Origin of the sequence: Limosilactobacillus pontis (assembly GCF_002940945.1) — a bacterium.
In the GTDB taxonomy this organism is placed as follows: Bacteria; Bacillota; Bacilli; order Lactobacillales; family Lactobacillaceae; genus Limosilactobacillus; species Limosilactobacillus pontis_A.
Genome location: NZ_PNFV01000011.1, coordinates 24,021 through 43,438, shown reverse-complemented (window position 1 = coordinate 43,438; position 19,418 = coordinate 24,021). Strand labels below are relative to the sequence as shown.

The 19,418-nt window shown below is 46.3% G+C and carries 18 protein-coding genes; 3 read left to right on the top strand and 15 right to left on the bottom strand.

Annotation, left to right across the window (positions count from 1 at the left end; genetic code table 11):
- The first annotated feature begins 58 nt into the window (after positions 1–58).
- Together CK797_RS08075 and CK797_RS08070 are read left to right on the top strand one after the other, a co-directional pair.
- A complete protein-coding gene (locus CK797_RS08075; protein ID WP_104689252.1) occupies positions 59–772 on the top strand; it encodes a helix-turn-helix domain-containing protein in 714 nt (237 codons plus the stop codon).
- A 29-nt stretch (positions 773–801) separates the two neighbouring features.
- Positions 802–1,620, top strand: coding sequence for an IS3 family transposase (locus CK797_RS08070; RefSeq protein WP_263851311.1), 819 nt, complete (start codon positions 802–804; stop codon positions 1,618–1,620).
- A 75-nt stretch (positions 1,621–1,695) separates the two neighbouring features.
- Here the strand turns inward: CK797_RS08070 and CK797_RS08065 are convergent, their stop codons facing one another.
- The 8 genes from CK797_RS08065 to rpsO form a co-directional block, all read right to left on the bottom strand.
- Positions 1,696–1,995, bottom strand: coding sequence for a nucleoside triphosphate pyrophosphohydrolase family protein (locus tag CK797_RS08065; RefSeq protein ID WP_104689250.1), 300 nt, complete (start codon positions 1,993–1,995; stop codon positions 1,696–1,698).
- Positions 1,996–2,586 (bottom strand): ribosome biogenesis GTP-binding protein YihA/YsxC, encoded by a 591-nt coding sequence (gene yihA, locus CK797_RS08060; RefSeq protein ID WP_104689249.1) that lies wholly within the window; start codon positions 2,584–2,586, stop codon positions 1,996–1,998.
- A 10-nt stretch (positions 2,587–2,596) separates the two neighbouring features.
- On the bottom strand, positions 2,597–3,850 hold the full coding sequence (clpX, locus tag CK797_RS08055) for an ATP-dependent Clp protease ATP-binding subunit ClpX (protein WP_104689248.1): 1,254 nt from the start codon (positions 3,848–3,850) through the stop codon (positions 2,597–2,599).
- A gap of 140 nt (positions 3,851–3,990) precedes the next feature.
- A complete protein-coding gene (gene tig / locus CK797_RS08050; RefSeq protein WP_104689247.1) occupies positions 3,991–5,304 on the bottom strand; it encodes a trigger factor in 1,314 nt (437 codons plus the stop codon).
- A 197-nt stretch (positions 5,305–5,501) separates the two neighbouring features.
- Entirely contained in the window at positions 5,502–6,692 is a 1,191-nt protein-coding gene (tuf, locus tag CK797_RS08045; RefSeq protein WP_104689246.1) for an elongation factor Tu, read from the bottom strand.
- A 207-nt stretch (positions 6,693–6,899) separates the two neighbouring features.
- Positions 6,900–7,811, bottom strand: coding sequence for a hypothetical protein (locus CK797_RS08040; RefSeq protein WP_104689245.1), 912 nt, complete (start codon positions 7,809–7,811; stop codon positions 6,900–6,902).
- Between the two features lie 57 nt (positions 7,812–7,868).
- Positions 7,869–9,668 (bottom strand): ribonuclease J, encoded by a 1,800-nt coding sequence (locus tag CK797_RS08035; protein WP_104689244.1) that lies wholly within the window; start codon positions 9,666–9,668, stop codon positions 7,869–7,871.
- A 192-nt stretch (positions 9,669–9,860) separates the two neighbouring features.
- Positions 9,861–10,130, bottom strand: coding sequence for a 30S ribosomal protein S15 (gene rpsO, locus CK797_RS08030; RefSeq protein WP_104689243.1), 270 nt, complete (start codon positions 10,128–10,130; stop codon positions 9,861–9,863).
- Positions 10,131–10,384: 254 nt separating this feature from the next.
- On the opposite strand from rpsO, the gene rpsT reads away from it, so the two are divergent.
- Positions 10,385–10,639, top strand: coding sequence for a 30S ribosomal protein S20 (rpsT, locus tag CK797_RS08025; protein WP_104689242.1), 255 nt, complete (start codon positions 10,385–10,387; stop codon positions 10,637–10,639).
- Positions 10,640–10,737: 98 nt separating this feature from the next.
- Here the strand turns inward: rpsT and holA are convergent, their stop codons facing one another.
- From holA to coaD, 7 genes are all read right to left on the bottom strand, one after another.
- Positions 10,738–11,772 carry a DNA polymerase III subunit delta gene (holA, locus tag CK797_RS08020; RefSeq protein WP_104689241.1) on the bottom strand — a complete coding sequence of 345 codons (1,035 nt, stop codon included), beginning with the start codon at positions 11,770–11,772 and terminating at the stop codon, positions 10,738–10,740.
- Positions 11,742–13,964 carry a DNA internalization-related competence protein ComEC/Rec2 gene (locus CK797_RS08015; protein ID WP_225365045.1) on the bottom strand — a complete coding sequence of 741 codons (2,223 nt, stop codon included), beginning with the start codon at positions 13,962–13,964 and terminating at the stop codon, positions 11,742–11,744. The genes holA and CK797_RS08015 overlap by 31 nt, the downstream gene beginning before the upstream one ends.
- 47 nt (positions 13,965–14,011) lie before the next feature.
- Positions 14,012–14,497: a ComE operon protein 2 gene (locus CK797_RS08010; RefSeq protein ID WP_104689239.1), complete on the bottom strand. Its 486-nt coding sequence runs from the start codon at positions 14,495–14,497 to the stop codon at positions 14,012–14,014.
- A gap of 56 nt (positions 14,498–14,553) precedes the next feature.
- On the bottom strand, positions 14,554–15,186 hold the full coding sequence (locus tag CK797_RS08005) for a helix-hairpin-helix domain-containing protein (RefSeq protein ID WP_104689238.1): 633 nt from the start codon (positions 15,184–15,186) through the stop codon (positions 14,554–14,556).
- A 95-nt stretch (positions 15,187–15,281) separates the two neighbouring features.
- Positions 15,282–17,699, bottom strand: a complete 2,418-nt coding sequence (locus CK797_RS08000) for a glycoside hydrolase family 68 protein (protein ID WP_263851310.1) — start codon at positions 17,697–17,699, stop codon at positions 15,282–15,284.
- Positions 17,700–17,865: 166 nt separating this feature from the next.
- Positions 17,866–18,912: a SepM family pheromone-processing serine protease gene (locus tag CK797_RS07995; RefSeq protein WP_104689237.1), complete on the bottom strand. Its 1,047-nt coding sequence runs from the start codon at positions 18,910–18,912 to the stop codon at positions 17,866–17,868.
- Complete coding sequence (gene coaD / locus CK797_RS07990) at positions 18,896–19,417, bottom strand: pantetheine-phosphate adenylyltransferase (protein WP_104689236.1); 522 nt, start codon at positions 19,415–19,417, stop codon at positions 18,896–18,898. Before coaD ends, CK797_RS07995 begins: the two co-directional genes overlap by 17 nt.
- Between the last annotated feature and the right edge of the window lies 1 nt (position 19,418).

The window sequence follows — 19,418 nt, the reverse complement described above, 5'->3', positions numbered from 1 at the left end:
CCCTCTAAGTATACAGATGAAATAGAAAACTCATCTTGTACTTAGAGGGTATTTTTATATGGGAAGAAGATCAAAATTTTCACTCCAGCAAAAATTAAGTATTATCAATGAAACTAAAGCAGTGTCTGCCGAAAAAGTAGCTAAGAAATTTGGTATGGACGCTCACACCATCAGAAGATGGCAACGAATCTTTCAATATCAAGGAATTGGTGGGCTTGAAAATACCCATCATAATAAGAATTATTCTATCGAATTCAAACGACAATTGGTTGTCGAATTTGAGCAATCAATGGACTCTTTAGAAAATTTTGCCTTAAAACACGGTTTAAAATCTGATTGGCAACTATCAAGTTGGATTATCCAGTATAATGAATCAAAACTGAAGGCTTATACGCCAAGAAAGCGAGATTCAATTATGCCAGGACGGAAAACTACTTTTGAAGAACGATTATCGATAATTGAGGAACTGATTAAACATGATATTAACTATAACTGGGCAGTGGATAAATATCATGTTAGTTACCAACAGGTCTATGGTTGGTATCAAAAATACCGTAAAAGTGGTAACGACCCGCAATCACTTCGTGATCGGCGGGGTAAAGCCAAGCCGAAGGAAGCATGGACGGAAGTTGATCGACTAAAAGCCGAAAATCGATTATTAAAGGCCCAACTTCTTCGTAAAGAAATGGAAGATGCCTATTCAAAAAAAGTAATGGAAATACGCAATCGGGAGGTGAACGGTTCCTCAAACAACAAGCCATCAAAGAACTAAATCAAGAACATGACTGGCCAATTAGTACCTTGTGTCAGATCGCTGGTATAACTAGAGATGCCTATTACAAGTGGCTTTACAGAAAACCAAGTAACTATAAAGCCGAGCAGTCAGAGCTACTTAGGGCCATTTTAGAACTAGAAGAGAAACACAAATGGACACTGGGCTACCTAGCGATGACAACACAGTTAGTTTTCGAAAATAAGCTAAGTTTCAAGGCGGGACTAAAGCGGGTAACTAATTGTATGAGAAACCATGGAATCAGAGCTAATGTCCGGAAGAAGAAACATAATCACGTTAAGCGCCATGAAGAATATATCAATGACAATTTACTCAATGAACAATTCGATCGTCAGAGTAAGAACGAAGTTTGGGTAACCGATACTACAGAGGTTCTGTACGGGATAGATCAGGTAAAGAAGGCTCGCGTGCATGTGGTTTTGGACCTGTATGGACGTTATGCTTTGAGCTACAATATCTCACCCACAGAAACAGCAATGTCAGCAATTGAAGTATTTGAGCGTGCCTTCAAAGTGGAACCAGATGCCCATCCACTGATCCATACGGATCGCGGATCAGCATATTGTTCAATGGCTTTCAATAACTATTTAGCCGATCAAAACTGTATTCACAGCATGTCACACCCAGGCCATCCTTGGGAGAACTCGCCGATGGAACGCTGGTGGAATGATTTTAAGCTTATTTGGTTAGCCAAACGTTCGCGGCCTAAAACATTGACGGAATTAGAACAATCAGTAAAGGAAGCTATTAAATATTTCAACACTCAACGAGCTTATACATCCAAAAACGGCTTGACCGCGGAAAAATTCCGCGCTCAAGCCGCATAAACTATTTTTCTATTTAAACTGTATACTTGACAGGCACTAGTGCCAGCGCAAATTGCGCGGTCGTTTCCGCATTTTTTATTTCTGCTTTTTGAACCCGGTTAGGTAACGCCGGTTCAACTCATCAATGTTGGCCTTGGCAACCTCATCGAAGGGGATGTCAGCCCATTCCGCAATCTGCGACAGGTACCACAGAACATCTCCCATCTCATGGATCAGTTCCTGTTGATCCAATTGCTTGCTACGAAAGGTATAATTCTTCACCAAGTCGACCACCTGGCCCGCCTCACCGGCCAGACCCAGCGCACAATTGGTTAAAACCTGTTCGTTCCCGTAAAGGGTTCGCTTCGCCGCCTTTTGATAATCATTAAACTCCACTTAATTCATCCCCGTCTGTTTCTCAATCCATTGCCATACCTGATCCTTACCATGCTTGGTAGTCGCCGAGAAGAGGATGAGCGGATCATCGGCCGTCATTCCCAGACGTTTGCGAATCTGGCTCTCCTGACGATTCCAAACATTGGACTTAACCTTGTCACACTTAGTTGCGACCACTAGAGTTGGGATCCGGTAATAAGCTAGCCATTCATACATCGAAACGTCATCAGCCGTCGGCACATGGCGGGCATCGACCAGCTGAATAACCCCGCGCAGCTGGTCACGTTGGGTGAGGTACTGCTCAATCATCTGCCCGAATCGTTCCCGCTCTTTCTTGGAGACCTTGGCATAGCCATAACCCGGCACATCGACAAAGTAGAGCTGATCTTCGACATCATAAAAGTTCAGAGTCTGGGTCTTGCCCGGCTGACTGGAGGTATGGGCAAAGTTTCGCCGGTTGATCAGAACATTGGTCAGTGAAGACTTGCCAACGTTGGATCGACCTACCAGAGCGATTTCTGGGTAATCGGTCTTCGGGTACTGGTCAGCGGCCACCGCACTGATAGTCAGGTTAACATTATGAACTTCCATCTGACAGCCCTCACTTTGCCATCTTGGCCGACTTCATGACGTAGCGCGGTTCCTTATGGTTAGTAACACAACGCTTATCAATGACTACTTCAGCTACGTCCTCACGGCTTGGCAGGTCGAACATAACATCGCGCATGACCCCTTCAATGATGGAGCGCAGACCACGAGCCCCGGTATTGCGAGCAATCGCTTGTTGGGCCATTGCCTGCAGTGCGCCATCAGTAAATGTCAATTTGCTACCATCCAGACGAATCAGCTCCTGATACTGCTTAACCAGGGCGTTCTTTGGCTCGGTCAAGATCCGGACCAGGTCATGCTCATCTAGCTTCTCTAGGGCAGTCATAACAGGTAACCGACCGATGAATTCAGGGATCAATCCAAACTTAAGTAGATCCTCAGGAATGACATGCTGCAGGATATTCTTCTCGGTGATGTCATTGGCCTCATTGGAATCAGTCCCGAAGCCAATCGTCTTCTCGCCAAGTCGCTCCTTGACAATCGTCTCAATCCCGTCAAAGGCCCCACCGACAATAAACAAGATATTGCTGGTATCCACCTGGATGAATTCCTGTTGCGGATGTTTCCGGCCGCCCTGTGGTGGTACGTTGGCAATTGTCCCCTCCAGGATCTTCAACAGAGCCTGTTGGACCCCTTCACCGGAGACATCTCGGGTGATTGAGACGTTCTCCGCCTTTTTGGCAATTTTATCGATTTCATCGATGTAGATAATCCCCTTTTCAGCCCGCTCAACATCGAAGTTGGCAGCCTGCAGGAGCTTCAGGATGATATTTTCCACGTCTTCACCGACGTAACCGGCCTCAGTAAGGGTTGTGGCGTCAGCAATTGCAAACGGCACGTTTAAAATCCGCGCCAGTGACTGGGCCAGGTAGGTCTTCCCAGATCCGGTTGGCCCAATCACCGCGATGTTACTCTTCTGCAGCTCAGTGTCATTGTTGTCACCATTCATCATGGCATTGACCCGTTTGTAATGATTGTAGACAGCTACCGCCAGCGTCTTCTTGGCGTCGCTCTGGCCGATGACATAGTCGTCCAGTTCCTTGACAATCTCCTCCGGGGTTGGGACCCGGAATTCCGCGTCGGCCTGATCATCGGCCAGTTCTTGGTCAATAATCTGTTTGCAGAGGTCGACACATTCATTACAGATGTACACGCCTGGGCCGGCAACGATCTTCTTCACTTCGTTTTGGGACTTGCCACAAAACGAGCAGTGAATTGAGTCCATTCCACTGGTATCTTCAAACATTAAGAAACCTCCTCTAAAGTTCTGAAACAATCATAACAAAATTAGTCATTAATTTCGAATAAAGTGGTTCCCAGCCAAATAAAAAGTGTCCAATCAATCACGATTGATTGGACACTTCAGCTGTGACGCAAACCAAGAATTTACTTATCAGACTTCTTATCGTCCTTCTTGACCTGCTTTGCTGAATCAGCAACTAAGTCAACGGCCTTCTTAATCTTGATGTCATGAGAAAGCATGTCCTTGGACAGTGCCTTTTCAACGGCATCTTCCTTCATACCGTATTGCTTTGCCAAGTCGGCGATTTCTTTCTTGATCTCGTCGTCAGTGGCCTCCAGCTTTGCATCGTCAACGATGGCTTCCAGAACCAGGTTAGTCTTAACCCGTTGCTCAGCATCGTTAGCGAATTGCTTCTTCAAATCGTCTTCCTTGGTACCAGTGATTTGGAAGTACATTTGTGGACTGATCCCCTGTTGTTGCATACCAGCAAGGTATTGTTGCATCTGACGATTAGTATCATCATCCAGCATTGCCTGTGGAATAGCCTGGATTTCAGCATTAGCAACTGCCTTTTCGATCGCAGCATCTTCAATAGCCGCCTTAGCTTGATTATCCTTATCCTCTTGCAGCTGCTTCTTAGTCTTGTCCTTCAATTCGTCAAGGGTATCAACGTCTTCGTCAACGTCCTTGGCAAAGTCATCATCCAATTCTGGCAGTTGCTTTTCCTTGATTTCATGAATCTTAACCTTGAAGTCGGCGTCCTTACCAGCCAGGTTCTTAGCATGGTAATCCTCTGGGAAGGTAACCTTAACATCAACATCATCACCAGAATTATGGCCGATTAGTTGGTCTTCAAACCCAGGAATGAATGAACCGGAGCCCAATTCAAGGGAGTAATTATCAGCGGAGCCACCGTCGAACTTCTTGCCATCAACGCTACCTTCGTAGTCGATAACAACCGTGTCACCCTTTTCAGCTGGCTTGTCTTCTTTAAGAACCAGTTCAGCTTGTTGTTGACGCTTCTTTTCCAATTCTGAATCAACGTCAGCATCAGAAACCGTGGTGTCCTGTTCAGGAACTTCCATACCCTTGTAGTCACCCAGCTTTACTTCTGGCATTACGTCAACCGTTGCGGTCAGCGTCCAAGGTTGACCCTTTTCCATGCTCTTAATTTCGATCTGTGGTTGAGCAACCGGTTGGATCTTCGTTTCCTTAACTGCAGCGCTATATGCATCGGGCAGAACCTTGTTCAAGGCGTCTTGGTAGAGAGATTCTTCACCGTACATTTGGTTGAAGATTTGGCGTGGAACACGGCCCTTACGGAAACCGGGTACCGTGATCTTCTTCCGGGTTTCAACGAAGGCTTCGTCGATTCCCTTCTTAATAGTGTCGACATCGATATCAAATGTCAATGTACCTTTGCTGGCGTCGCTATCGCGTTCCCATTTTGCTGACATTTTATTTCCTCCAATAACAAATCAATTTAGGCCAAACCCATGCTAAATAGGCTGGTCTTTACATACTTTATTAGTTTACCGTAGCTATCACGCAATTGCAACCAATTGCCTGGTATCGTGGACGGTTTATCATTAATTTTTAAAGCAAAAAAGGAATCCGGCAAGCCGAATTCCTTTTGCTAAAGCCTAATTGAAAATTAGTCCAGCACTTCTGATACCACACCGGCACCAACAGTGTGTCCACCTTCACGAATAGTGAACTTCAGACCCTTTTCAAGGGCAACTGGCTTTTGCAGGTTAACAGTGAACGTTACGTTATCACCTGGCATAACCATTTCTACACCATCTGGCAATTCAATAGTACCAGTAACATCAGTAGTGTGGAAGTAGAATTGTGGACGGTAGTTGGAGAAGAATGGCGTGTGACGGCCCCCTTCTTCCTTGGTCATAACATAAACTTCACCCTTGAAGTTCTTGTGAGTTTGGATGGAACCTGGTTCTGCAAGAACTTGACCACGTTGTACTTGGTCATGAGAAATACCACGAAGCAAGATACCAACGTTATCCCCGGCTTCACCAAGGTCAAGCGTCTTGTGGAACATTTCCAAACCAGTAACCGTTGACTTCAGAACATCTTCAGTCAAACCAACGATTTCAACTTCGTCACCGATCTTAACAGTACCACGGTCGATACGACCAGAAGCAACAGTACCACGACCAGTAATAGTGAAGACGTCTTCGACAGGCATCATGAATGGCTTGTCAGTAGGACGCTTTGGAGTTGGGATGTAGTCATCGATAACGTCCATCAGGTGAAGGATAACCTTTTCTTGTTCTGGGTCACCTTCAAGGGCCTTCAGAGCGGAACCACGGATAACTGGAACATCATCACCAGGGAAATCGTATTCGTTCAGAAGGTCACGAACTTCCATTTCAACCAAGTCAACCAATTCATCATCGTCAACCAAGTCGGTCTTGTTAAGGAATACAACGATGTACTTAACACCAACCTGACGAGCAAGAAGAATGTGTTCACGAGTTTGTGGCATAGGACCATCGGTAGCAGCAACAACCAGGATAGCACCATCCATTTGTGCAGCACCAGTGATCATGTTCTTAACGTAGTCGGCGTGACCTGGCGCATCGATGTGTGCGTAGTGACGCTTTTCAGTTTCGTATTCAACGTGGGCAGTGTTGATAGTGATACCACGTTCCTTTTCTTCTGGAGCGGCATCGATATCAGCGTAGTCTTCTTCCTTTGCCAGACCCTTAGCTGCCAGTACCTTGGTGATAGCAGCAGTCAAAGTAGTCTTCCCATGGTCAACGTGGCCAATAGTACCAATGTTTACATGGGGCTTTGTACGTTCATAATGTTCTTTTTCAGCCATTAATGAAAACCTCCTGTTAATTTACAAGTATAATGTCAGTTATTTCAGAAAAACAACTGACACACCCTTGGGAATATTGTACTACTTCTTTTCGCCAATTGAAAGCTTTATATCAAAGGCTTGAAGAAGAATTCTTAAATATAATATCAACTATCCCCTCGTTTGTAAATAAATTTACCGATGTTTTTCTTTTAAATTAGAAAAACTTTACCGCTCATTTTGTGTCAGGGTCGCAATCTGCGTCATCAGGCAACGCTGCCACTTTTCTGTGGGGGTTGAATCCCCTAGCTGCTGACCATCAAGGGTTGCCATCAGAACCCTTGCCCACTTGTCTGGATCGGTGATCACCTGCCCAGCCCGTGGGTATAGAAACATCAACTGCAGATCCAACTGCTGATTAGCCATCTGATAACGGATCGCGTCAGTGTCGCCCAGTTGTTCTGTAATTGCTTGTCGAACCGCTTTGATCGCCGTTAACTCATCCTGATCCACCAGTTTGGCCGGGTTAACCTGGTATTCCTGGTTATCGATCCAAAGGTAACTCAACTGGACGTCAGCCTCAATTCGGCGCAGACTTTCGATGATGTCAGCCTTAATCAGGTAATGAGCGAAAGGATCACGGAGAACAAAACGGGTCCCCAAAAGGAAGCTGGTCAATGGGAGGTCATATGCCTCCATCAGACGCTGCCGCTGTTCCATCAAACTGCCATCACCGAGATGGTAGAAATCCTTCAGTCGCTGGTGAATAGTCTGATGATACTTAATTTGCGCTGTGTGTTCACCATCCACAACAATTACCATCAGATCTGATTGCCATTCTGCTGAACAGTCGGCGATAAAGAGTCGGGCCAACATGAAGCGCTGGTTCTGAACCAACAACCGCACCGCCAGTTTGGCACTTTCCACGTCGTTGCCAAAACGGTCGGGTGCCTCCAGAACATTGCTCAGGGCCTGCACGTACTGATGATCCGCAGCAAGAGCCCGAACCAATTGACGGGCTACCGCCGGATCTGCGGTCTCCTCAGCTAGGGCATTTAAAACTTCAGCCGCCGCTCCCCACTTCTCCTGCCTTATCAGTTCCATAGCTTGGCGATAACGCTTGACTTGTTGTTCATTCATCATTCATGCCTCCTCGTAAACAAAAAAGCGCTCCTGACGAGCACTTCTGTGATTGTATTATTTCTTAGCCTTGGCAGCCTGCTTCTCATGCTTGCGACCACGACCCCGGCCACTACGATGGTGGCCCTGGTTCTTTTCCTTTTGGTTAGTCCCCTTCTTGGCTTCGCCATTGCCCTTGCTCTTTCGCTTGGCGTGCTGGTTGATCTCCATGATCACCGGTAAAATAACCGGATGACGCTTGGTTTGGTCAAATAGGAAACGGTTCAGCTTTTCACGGACGTCCTGCTTGAGGTGACTCCAGTCAAACTCCTTCTGGTCCAAATTCTCTTGAACAACTTTTTCAACCAGTTCGGCACTCTGCTTCATCAGCTGACGATTGGTCTTAACGAAAACAAAGCCCCGTGAGGTAATCTGTGGTTGGGCTACAATCTTCTTTTTCTTCCGATCAATGGTGGCAACCACCACGAAGATTCCATCCTCGGACAGAACCCGCCGGTCACGGAGAACAATGTTGCCAATGTCCCCAATTCCAGTTCCATCAATCATCGTGTTGCCAACGTCGATGTGTTCGCCGACATGGAACTCGCCATTCTTATAGGTAAGGACATCTCCCTTATTAGCAATAAAAATATGGTCTGCTGGAATACCAACCTCTTCAGCTAACTCAGCATGACGGTCAAGTAGGCGGTACTCCCCTTGAATTGGGATGAAGTACTGCGGTTTCATGAAGTTGAGCATTAACTGCTCGTCATTTTGATTGGCGTGACCAGATGGATTAAGATCATCTGAGATAAACTTAACTTCGGCACCGGTCCGGTAGATCATGTCCTTAGTCTTTTGAACCTCGGTCTCCTGAGCATAGGACGGGGTCGTAGTGACAAAGACCAAGTCACTATCGGTTAAATGCAGCTTTGGATTGTCACCACTAGCAATTTGCTGAAGGGACTTGATTGGTTCTCCCATCTTCCCGGTTTCAAGAATGATAACCTGGTTAGGATCCAGTTTATCAGCCTCCTTCATACTGATCAAGAGGCCCTTCGGCAGCTTTAATTTACCCAGGCTCATCGCCGTGTTAATAATCTGCTCAATATCTTTGCCAGACAAAACCAGCTTGCGGTCAACCGCCACAGCAGCATTGATAATCTGTTGAACCCGCATGATATTAGAGGCCACACTAGCCACAATAATCCGCCCGTCCTGGTACTTGAAAGTTTCCTTGATGTATTCACCAATATCCTTCTCACGGGCTGAGATCCCGGTAATACCAGCCCCTGCCGAGTCACTCAGCAAGGCAAGGACCCCCTGAGAGCCGATTTCGGCAAGCCGGGCCAGATCAGTCTGATAACCTTTCGTAGCTGTCTGATCAAACTTAAAGTCTCCAGTGTAGACAATGTTGCCGTCATCGGTTTCAATCACTACGCCCAGTGTCTCAGGAATCGTGTGGGTTGTCTGAAAGAAAGAAACTGTAACGTCATTGAAGTCAATGGCAGTAGCGCCGTCAACCACGTGGAAGTCGTTGAACTTTTTAACCTCCTTGTGTCCCTTCACAGCCAACTTAGCCAGGGCAATCGTCATTTCACTTCCGAAGACTGGCACATTAAAGTCCATCAAGAAATATGGAAGTGCCCCTATTGAATCGGCGTGTCCGTGGGTTAAGAAGACACCCACAATCCGGTCCTTGTGTTCGCGGAGGTATTCCCAATCTGGAATCACCACGTCGATCCCCATCAGTTCATTTTCTGGATATTTCAACCCACAATCCAGGATAAAGATCTGCTTGTCAACTTCAATTGCGTACATATTCTTACCGTTTTCGCGGACCCCGCCAAACGGAATAATCTTAATGCTGTTACTCATTGAGTAATCTCCTTTTATTTAGTTTTGAACTACCCATCATTCAAATTAAATGACGAGGTTTTTAATTTCGTTCATGATTAGCTATTCATATCTTACCACAATCAAAGTTGTCATTGGAACTAATCCGAATAGAATGATAATAAAAAACGCCCCGACACCATAATGGTGTCAGGACGCAGAATAACAATGAAATTAACGACGAAGGCCCAGTTCCTTAATTAATTCACGGTAAGCTGGAAGGTCGGTCCGCCGAAGGTAAGCCAGAAGGTTACGACGGTGACCAATCTTCTTCATCAGGCCACGTTGTGAGTGGTAGTCATGCTTGTGAGTCCGAAGGTGTTCATTCAGTTCATTGATGTCGGCAGTTAAGACAGCAACTTGAACCTGGGTAGAACCCGTGTCACCTTCGTGTGTTGCGAATTGCTTAATGATTTGATCCTTGCGTTCCTTTGAAATAGCCATGCTATTTTCCCACCTTTCAAATGTATTAATGCGCCTAGTTCTAAGTATAGCGTCGGTGAGGATCGCTAAACTGAGAAGAGGCAATGGTTTATTAACCTTTAATACTATAACCGATTCCACTATTACTTGCAAGTACTCAACAAAATCCCACCTGAATGCCGGCGAAACTATTGCATTGCCCGTCAGTCTTTTGTATAATGAAAAACGTTGAAAATTCTGGTCAACTGAATAACCGGGTAATGGAGGTGAAACTCATGCCAATTATCAAGTCAGCAATTAAGCGTGTTAAAACTAGTGCCAAGGCTGAAGCTAAGAACGCTTCACAATTAAGCCACATGCGGACTGCTATCAAGAAGTTCGACAAGGCAAAGCTTGCTGGTGAAGATGACCTTGAAAAGTTATACAAGGATGCTATCTCAGCAATTGACCGTGCACACTCCAAGGGCCTCATCAAGGCCAACAAGGCAGCACGTGACAAGTCACGTTTATCAGCTCGTTACAACAAGTAATGACGCTGATTAAAAAACAGGCAAACATAATGTTTGCCTGTTTTTTTGGTTTAAAATACAAATCGGCGTTATGGCACAACAGCCACAACGCCGATTTTTTAATTAGCCACCTTAGCTTGATGGGAATATTGAAGCATAAACAGCTGAAACAACAGAGAAGGATCACGCTGGGTCGTCTTAAGTGCCCGTTCAATCCGCACTAGACCAAGATAAGCATTCTCTAGGGCTAGTAAAGAGAAGCCACGGGTGGTCCGTAATCCTAGTTTGACCCGGTATGGATGTACATTCAACTGCTTCGCCAGGTTTCCCTGGCTGAGTCCCCGTCGACTCAATACTTTCAGCTGGATCAACAGGCGGAACTGCCCTACCAGGACCGCGTTGATCCGTAAAGGCTGCTGCTGGCCAGCTAGCAACTGATGGTAGAGTTTGAGGGCCCGAACTTGGTCATGCCGCAATACTGCCGTCACCAGGTCAAAGACATTCTCGTCAAGTGACTGGGGCACCAGGGCTGCTACCTGTTGCTGAGTGATGTGCTTATCCTGGTATGCCAGGATCTTCAGCTTATCCAGGTTAGCGATCATCAGGCCATAGTCAGCATTTGTCCGCCGCACCAGTTCATCAACTGCCGCTTGGTCGATTTGAAAGCCTGCGCTCATCAAGCTCCCGACCACCTGCTGGCGAGCCTGCTGTTCGTTTAACGGGGCCGCATTGACAGTGACCGCAGTCTTCTTAAGGGTTTTGACGATCCCCTTGCGCCCATCCAGTTTTTCATAGGGAGCCAGAATAACCATGGTAGTAGTCAGTTCGGGATTAGCCAGGTAGCGCTTGAATGAATCAAGATCGTGCTCAACCTTCCCCCTCTTTTTCTCCCCAGTGAGGAAGTAAGGCTTATTGATCACAACTAACCGACGTTCCCCAAAGAAGGGTGCCGACATTGCGTCGTCTAAGGCCGTAGCAACCGGGGTGGTCTCCATATCATAACGCCCAACGTTCATCACCTGCTCGGCATCCGGAATCAAAGCCAGAAATTGATCGAGTGCCTGTTGCTGCAAAGCTTGCTGCGTCCCTAGCACCAAATAGATCGGCGCTGGGCTCGCATTTTTTAGTTGTTGAGACAGTTCGGTAATGTCCACTTTAGTTCTCCTCCTTTAAGGGTGGTCTGCCAGAGACCACGTTGCTGTGTATATACGTACCTGATCATCCCATATTGCTGAGTAGATAGAACCTTAATTTGTCGTTGGTGAAGATTGGTCACCACCTCATCGTTAGGATGATGGTAACGATTAAACCGCCCTGCTGAAATGATCCCCCACTGCGGACGGAGTTGGTCAAGAAAACGATCATCGCTGGCCGTCCGACTACCGTGGTGCCCCAGCTTCAAGACATCGGCGTGCAACTGCGGATAGTGATCGAGAACCGCGCGCTCACCGGCCCGGTCTAGATCACCCGTAAAAACAAACTGACTACCGCCAAAACAACCTGTCAGCACCATCGAATCCTCATTTTTAGCTTCACCAGGCATAAACGGGTGAAGAACCTTAATGCCTGGATCAATACTCGGGGACTGATCCGTAACCGGGATAACGCGGGGCTGATCGACGCCCCTCACCTTCCGGATCAGGATGGGTTGCTTCTCCATCCCCGCTGGTACCACAACCCGTTTGACCCGCATGGTTTTTAGAACTGTTGGCAAATATCCAATATGGTCGGCATCACGATGACTGAGGTAGATAGTATCAATATGGTTAATTCCACGGCTCTTCAGGTAGTTAACACTGGTCCGGGTTGCAACATTGTGCTCCGGAACCGGTCGCCGGGAACCAAAATTCAGCTTGCCCCCGGTATCGATCATCATTACTCGTCGATTGAACGGTTCCCGAATAAGAATGCAGTCTCCCTGGCCAATATCAACGAAGGTCACCTCACCATTGAGTGGCAGGTGGATCACCAAAAAGCAGGCTAAGTAAGCCAAAATTAAAAGTCCCCACCGCTGAAGTTGTCGATGACTACTGATCACCCAAAGAGTCAATAAAAACAAGCCCACCGCCATCCAAAGCGGTGGCTTACCGAAAACAACCTCTCCCGGTAACGTAGCTGCTAAACCCACCAACCGCTGAAAAACTAAGAAAAGCTGGTTCACCAGATCAGTAAGTTCTGGCAATAACCAGTAAGTTCCCGCACTGATCAAAACCAATGGATAGAGGATAAAAGAAAACAGTGGAATCATTGGATAGCTGAGCACCAGACTGAGCCAATGAAATTCGAAAACATAACTCAGAATCGCCGGTAGACTAGCTACACTCAGCAAGAAGCTCTGTCGCAGGGCCGTCAGCTGGCGGTCCATCACCTGCAGTAAAAAGGACAAGAGATAGCTTAATTGCCCACCCAGGCTAAGCAATACAGCTGGCTGCCAGATAATACCAGCAAGCAGACTCACTGCCCAACCGTCGAGGCGGTCAAAGTGCAGAAGATTCCGTAGTAGTCCCGCTTCAGCCATGATTACCGCCCGAATCAGGCTCGGCGCGCCTCCAGCGATGATCAGATAAATCGGCAGAACCAGAAACAGCATCCCGTCGATTACTTCCCGATCTAGCCACAGGTATACTCCCAACCAGCGTAGGATCGCAACCAGCAGAACAACATGCATTCCTGAGATACAAAAGAGATGGATAATCCCCAGCCGCTTGACGCTAGCCATGGTATCCGCAGTAGCTGGATCGTTCTGACCGATAATCAGCTGCTGGCAATAACCAGCAAGTGGTTCCGGCATATGCCTAAAATAGTTACTCAATTGCCAGCGCCAGCAATGACACTGATCGCGTATGGTCCATCCCACCATCGGGGTAATCACTGGGGGCTGATCAATCTTCACTTGATTGAAAACCCGCCGCTGCTGGTAGTAGCGACGCAGGTCAAACTCATTCTCGTTAGTGGCTGGCATCACCGGCTGGATCATCCCAGTCACCCGCCAAACGGTCGGTCGATCAAGTCGTTTATACCGATTAAGTAAACGGGTATCGCGAGCACTAAAAATCAGGCATTCCCGGGTATGCGATTGGATATCGGTGCCTACAGCCGTAATAAGACCCTCCTGAACTCTAACATCGTCAGGTAACACTTTGACCAGTTGGGCAACCGGGTGCCGATCCGGAACGGTCCGTTGACTGGTCTGACATTGATTAACGTAACAAACTCCGCTGGCAACTATCAGACTCAAGCAGCAGGTTACAAGAACCACTGGTTGTCGTAAGCAACAGACCCGAAGCAGAAAATAGGCGGCAAACAGCCAAAATATTGGCTGGGGACCTAATATGGCGACGGTCACCGTCCCTGCAATCAGAGCCGGAAATATCCAGTAATGACGAATTGTTCCTATTGCTCGGGCTGAATGTACTGGCCCAGGCGAACCTCATCAAGAATATTGTCGTCGAGTTTAATTTGGTGGAGGTGGATGTTTTTAAGCTTAAGTAGCCTCATGGCATAATCATCATTATGGTAGTTGCGAATATAGTTGATCTCCTTTATTCCGGCCTGGAGAAGACTCTTCGTACACTGAAGACATGGAAAGTCAGTAACGTACAGACTAGCCCCGTCCATCGAGATACCAAACTTAGCGCACTGAAGGATAGCATTCATCTCGGCATGGATTGTCCGCATACAGTGACCATCCCGTAGGTAGCAGCCAGCGTCAATACAGTGCTCGTCACCAGCTACCGATCCATTGTAACCACCAGCAATAATCCGCTTGTCGCGAACCAGCACCGCCCCAACTGACAAGCGATTACAGGTACTACGTGAGGCTAACAGGGCCGCCTGGATCATGAAGTACTGATCCCAATCAATTCGCTTTTTTACCATTCTTTCATCACTCCCTTATCTGATATAGTATAGCAAAAATCCACCTGAACCAAAAACTAGACTGCTAACTGGTCCCTAATCTTATCAACCGACTTGTCTCCAAAACCGCTGACCTGCTTCAATTCATCAATCGACTTAAACTGCCCGTGCTGCTCCCGGTACTGCAGGATTAAGTCAGCCTTTTTGTCGCCAATCCCGGTAATTTGACAGAGCTGCTCCTTGGTTGCCGTGTTGAGGTTGACTGTTGCTGTCCCATCGTCACCGGTTGCAGTGGTGTCGCCTCCGCTGGCAATTCTAGCGGTACTAGTTCCTGGTATTGTTTCCCCGTTCACCGGCACATAGACGACCTCAGCATCAGCCACCTGCTTTGCCAGATTAACCTGTCGCATATCAGCATTATCGACGATCCCACCAGCCGCGGCCACCGCCTCATTCACCCGGGCACCACTCTTGAGCTTATAGATTCCGGGATGCTTAACGGCACCTTTCACGTCAACACAGACTTGGCTGCGAGTTACAGATGACGTATTTGCAATACTGCTGGTTGCGCTCATCGCCAGAGCCTGATCCGTTTGGGCGGGCACGGCTGCCGGACGTTTAACCAGCCATGCTCCCACTAGACTTAAAACAGCCGCCAGGATCATTAACTGATAACGATAGCTTTCCCAGATCTCCTTCAATCGTTCCATTAAGCTCCCCTCCTATATACTAAATACGGGAACTCACCACTTTGGTACGAAAAAATACCCCTGCAAATTTGCAAGAGTATTTTGAACTAAGTCAATTAGTAACGACGCTTATTAATGCCTGCCAAACCAAACATTACCAACAATGTTGCAAAGCCAAGCCCTGCTACTGCATGATTAGCTTGATTACCAGTTTGCGGTAACTCAGTCTTAGGCTTGTTTGGCGTATTCGGAACGTTCGGTGTGCTTGGAGTATTTGGCGTGTCCGGTGTATTTGGAACATTTGGTGTGTTCGGAATGTTCGGCGTATTCGGAACATTTGGTGTGCTTGGAGTATTTGGCGTGTTCGGTGTATTTGGAACATTTGGTATGTTCGGAATATCTGGAACGTTTGGTGTGTTCGGTGTATTTGGCGTATTTGGAACGTTTGGTGTATCTGGTTCAGCTGGTTCATGTGGACGCAGACCATAACCATTAATCAGGTTCCAGTTAATCCTCTTGCCCCACTCACCAGGCAGGGCAGCACTATTAGCAGCATTCCTGTCCAGGACTCCAGCCATATTATTGTTTTCACTGGTGTTGTCCCAGATCCAATCACCCTGGTTAGTCATCCGAGCCAAGACCATCGTGGTGTTATCAGGATTAATCTGCACCAAAAAGCTTGGTGCCCAGGTTGAGTATTCCCCTGGACCAGCTAAGAAGCCACGATTGGTCATATACGAGGTAACTAAGACTTGATCTGAATGTCCTTTTACAGGAACAGCGTAGTATGAATAAGTTGATGTCCGCCAGTTAGCTGGAACAGATGCCGTCAAAACAACACCCGATCCATTCAAAGGCTTATAGGTGCCCATAAGATTATCTGCGACATACCCAATCATTGCAACGTTATCTCCAACTGCTTGGTTATCCTTTGCTGTTAATCTTAAGTTAGTACCTCGGTTAATCCGCATAGCCGAGAAGAGATAGTACTTGTCACCAAGTTTAACAATATCCGGTCTTTCGAGCTCATCACTTACCATCAGAGACGTTACTAGTGGTGAATAGACGGTGTCTACCTTCGGATACTTTTGATCTTTAGTTAACTTCAAAATACCCAAGGCACCATTAGCAAGACTAGCTAACTTGTAGGAATCCTTATTATCAAGGAAGTTGAAGAAACTCTTGATATTAAAGGCATCATCGCCACCATAGTTGCTCCAATCATAGATTTGATCTGCGCTTTGGTAATTTTTACTACCCGTATTCCCTTCAAAGACAAGATAGCGATCACCATTGTCAAGTTGGACAACATGACCATCGCGTAGGCAATAATCATCATTTTTCATTCCACTGCCATTAATAAATTCTTGGTATGTCTGGTAGTTAGTCCCATCACCTTGGAAAAGGACATGGTTATTCTCTACATTCTTAATAGCGACACCATTATCATCAACATTTAAATTCAACGTTGCTGTTGCCAATTGTTGATCGTTGACTTTACCATTAGACGTATCATTTAGTGTGTAGAAAAGTTGAATGGAACCATCGTTATTAACAATCGCTGAGCCAGACCATTCTTGAATATCTGGAGTTTCATGATACCCAAAGATTGACCCCGCATTCCGCCAATGAGAAAAATCGTTATCGCCGTACTTATTATAGAGTAAGTAAATATGATTATCATTTTCGTTTGGAATCCCCATCATGGCAATAACCAATTGGTATCCCTTATAGTTAGAAACATAACCGGTTACCGCATCCTGAACAGGCCACGAATCCCAAATATCTAAATCAGCAATTTGACCTGTCTGAGCATCACGAGTATGAGCAGCTGGCATATTCTGAATCTGCTTAGCATTAAAATATGGAACTGCGTACCGCGCATCCTGCTTGATAAGTGCTTCACCAATTCCCTGAAGATCTTTATAGGTCATCTTTGCACCAGACTTAGCAGATTTAGAGAAATTAATTTTATTGAGTTCTTTTATTTGCTGAGAGGTTAAACTACTTGGATCAATACCTGCATTCTTAACAACCGCCGCGGCCTTAGCATTTAACTTAACCGACTGAGTGTTCTGCGCAGTAGCTGGTTGTTCACTTTTAGCCTTGTCATTCTTGGCATAAGTTTCATTATTAGTATTTTTACTAGTAGTTGACGTCTCAGTTGCCGCTGTTTCTGAATTTGATACAGTGGCATTTTGATCTTTTGTTAAATTATTTTCAGTCTGTCCGTTTGACTTTTTTACAGTTATATTTTTATTTTCTGTGGCTTTATTTGCCGTTTCAGGAGTTACATTAGTAGTAGATGACGTGTTCTCGGTACCAATAATTTTGCTATCACTACCAATTTGTCCAGCAGCCTGCCGCTCAGTATTGAGCGCCCATGAACCTTCTGAATTAGTATCTACAGGAGTCGTAGAACTATCAGCATTTGCTGTTATACCACCCCATGTCAGCATACTGACTGATACTAAGGCAGCTACTATCCATTTTTTACCAGCTTTGTACATTTTCTTATGTTCTTTATAATGCAAGGTGTTCCCCTCCTAAATCAATTGATAAACGATTATCAAACTTTCAAATAAAAAGTACCACGAATTTATTAAATTGTAAATCAAATTTTCAAGATTTCTTCAAGAATTATTCTCCATGATAATAATTAAAAAAGCAGCGAACGAGTCGCTGCCAAATTATTTAGTATTAATTTTGTTCAAGATAACGAACTGCCTGTTTAAACGAGGTTACAGGTACAACCTTCATTCCCGGCGCATACCGCTTGGCTGTCTTCTTAGCCAACTGGTAATTAGTCTGGTGACCATCCTCATACTTCAAGACCAGCTTAGTCGGCTTGATGTAAGGCGCCAGAAAGATGGTTGCACCGGCCCGGTGGGCGGCAATGACCTTCTTGTCAATTCCGCCAATCTCGCCAACGCTACCATTCGGAGCAATCGTTCCGGTCCCAGCAATCTTACGGCCTCGTTGGAGATCATGGCCACTGATCTGTTCATAAATCTGCAGAGTAAACATTAATCCACCAGATGGACCACCTAATTGTCCCGGATTTACCTTTACCGGCACCTTGGTTTTAACCTTCATATTATTAGTCAATAGAATACCAATGCCGGCCCGGTGAGCAGTTAGTCTAACTAAACGACGGGTTGCCTGGTGCTGGCGTCCGTTGCGTTCATAGGTTACAGTCAGCGGCGAGCCAACCTTCTGCTTACCGATATACTTCTGGAAACCTTGGGCGGTATTAAAGTGATGGCCATCTACCTTAGTGATAGTATCTCCTACCCTAATCGCTCGTTTGAACTTTGAATTGGGTTCAACCTGAAGAACATAGATACCGAGATATTTTCGAGTGACCGGCTGATTGGCTGCCCGAAAGGCAACTGCGATGGCTTCATTAATTGAACTCTGCATATAAAAGTGCTGGACTCGGTCGAAGGTAGCTCCACTCTGACCGCCTGTAACATCGTCAGCCTTCTCAATTGAAAGGTAGGGAACAGCTTTGGCAGCCAAATAGGTAACCGGATGAGCACGCTGCAGGGCCACCGAAGTAATCATGAAGCTCCCCTTTCCCGGATCCGGATGATCCTTGACCTGAACAAAGGAACGCAGGTTAGTGGCGTTTCCCGGTGCTTCAACATAAGAGTTTAGTGGCCAGAACAGAAACCAGCCCAGAAAAAGGGTCAGGGCGAGGATGGTTCCTATCCAACGAAGAACTTGTTTATCTTGTTTTTTCATTCTGTTCTTTTACCCGCATCAATTGACGTTCTTTCAATCGCTTCTTCAGGGCCACGTTAATGTTGGCCGGTAAGTAGGCGGAGATATCACCCCCATTGGAGGTAACCTCCTTCAGTAGACTGCTCGACAGATGCTGATATTCCGGCTTAGCCAGGAAGAAAATCGTCTCACATTGGTCATCTAGAAAGTTGTTCATAGCAGCAATATCACGCTCATACTGGAAGTCGGTGTTGTTTCGCAGTCCCCGCATCAGGTAATCGGCCCCAATCCGGTTCATTAAATCAACGGTCAATCCGGATGCCGTGATCACCGAGACGTTGTCTAATCCGGCAACTGCCTCCTTGATCTGGGCAATTCGCTCTTCAACCGTAAATAACGGCTGCTTACTGCTGTTGGTCATCACAGCAACGGCCAGCTGGTCAAAAAGAGCACTTCCCCGTTTGATCAGATCCAGGTGCCCCAGTGTCAAGGGGTCAAAAGTCCCGGGAAATACAGCAACTTTCATA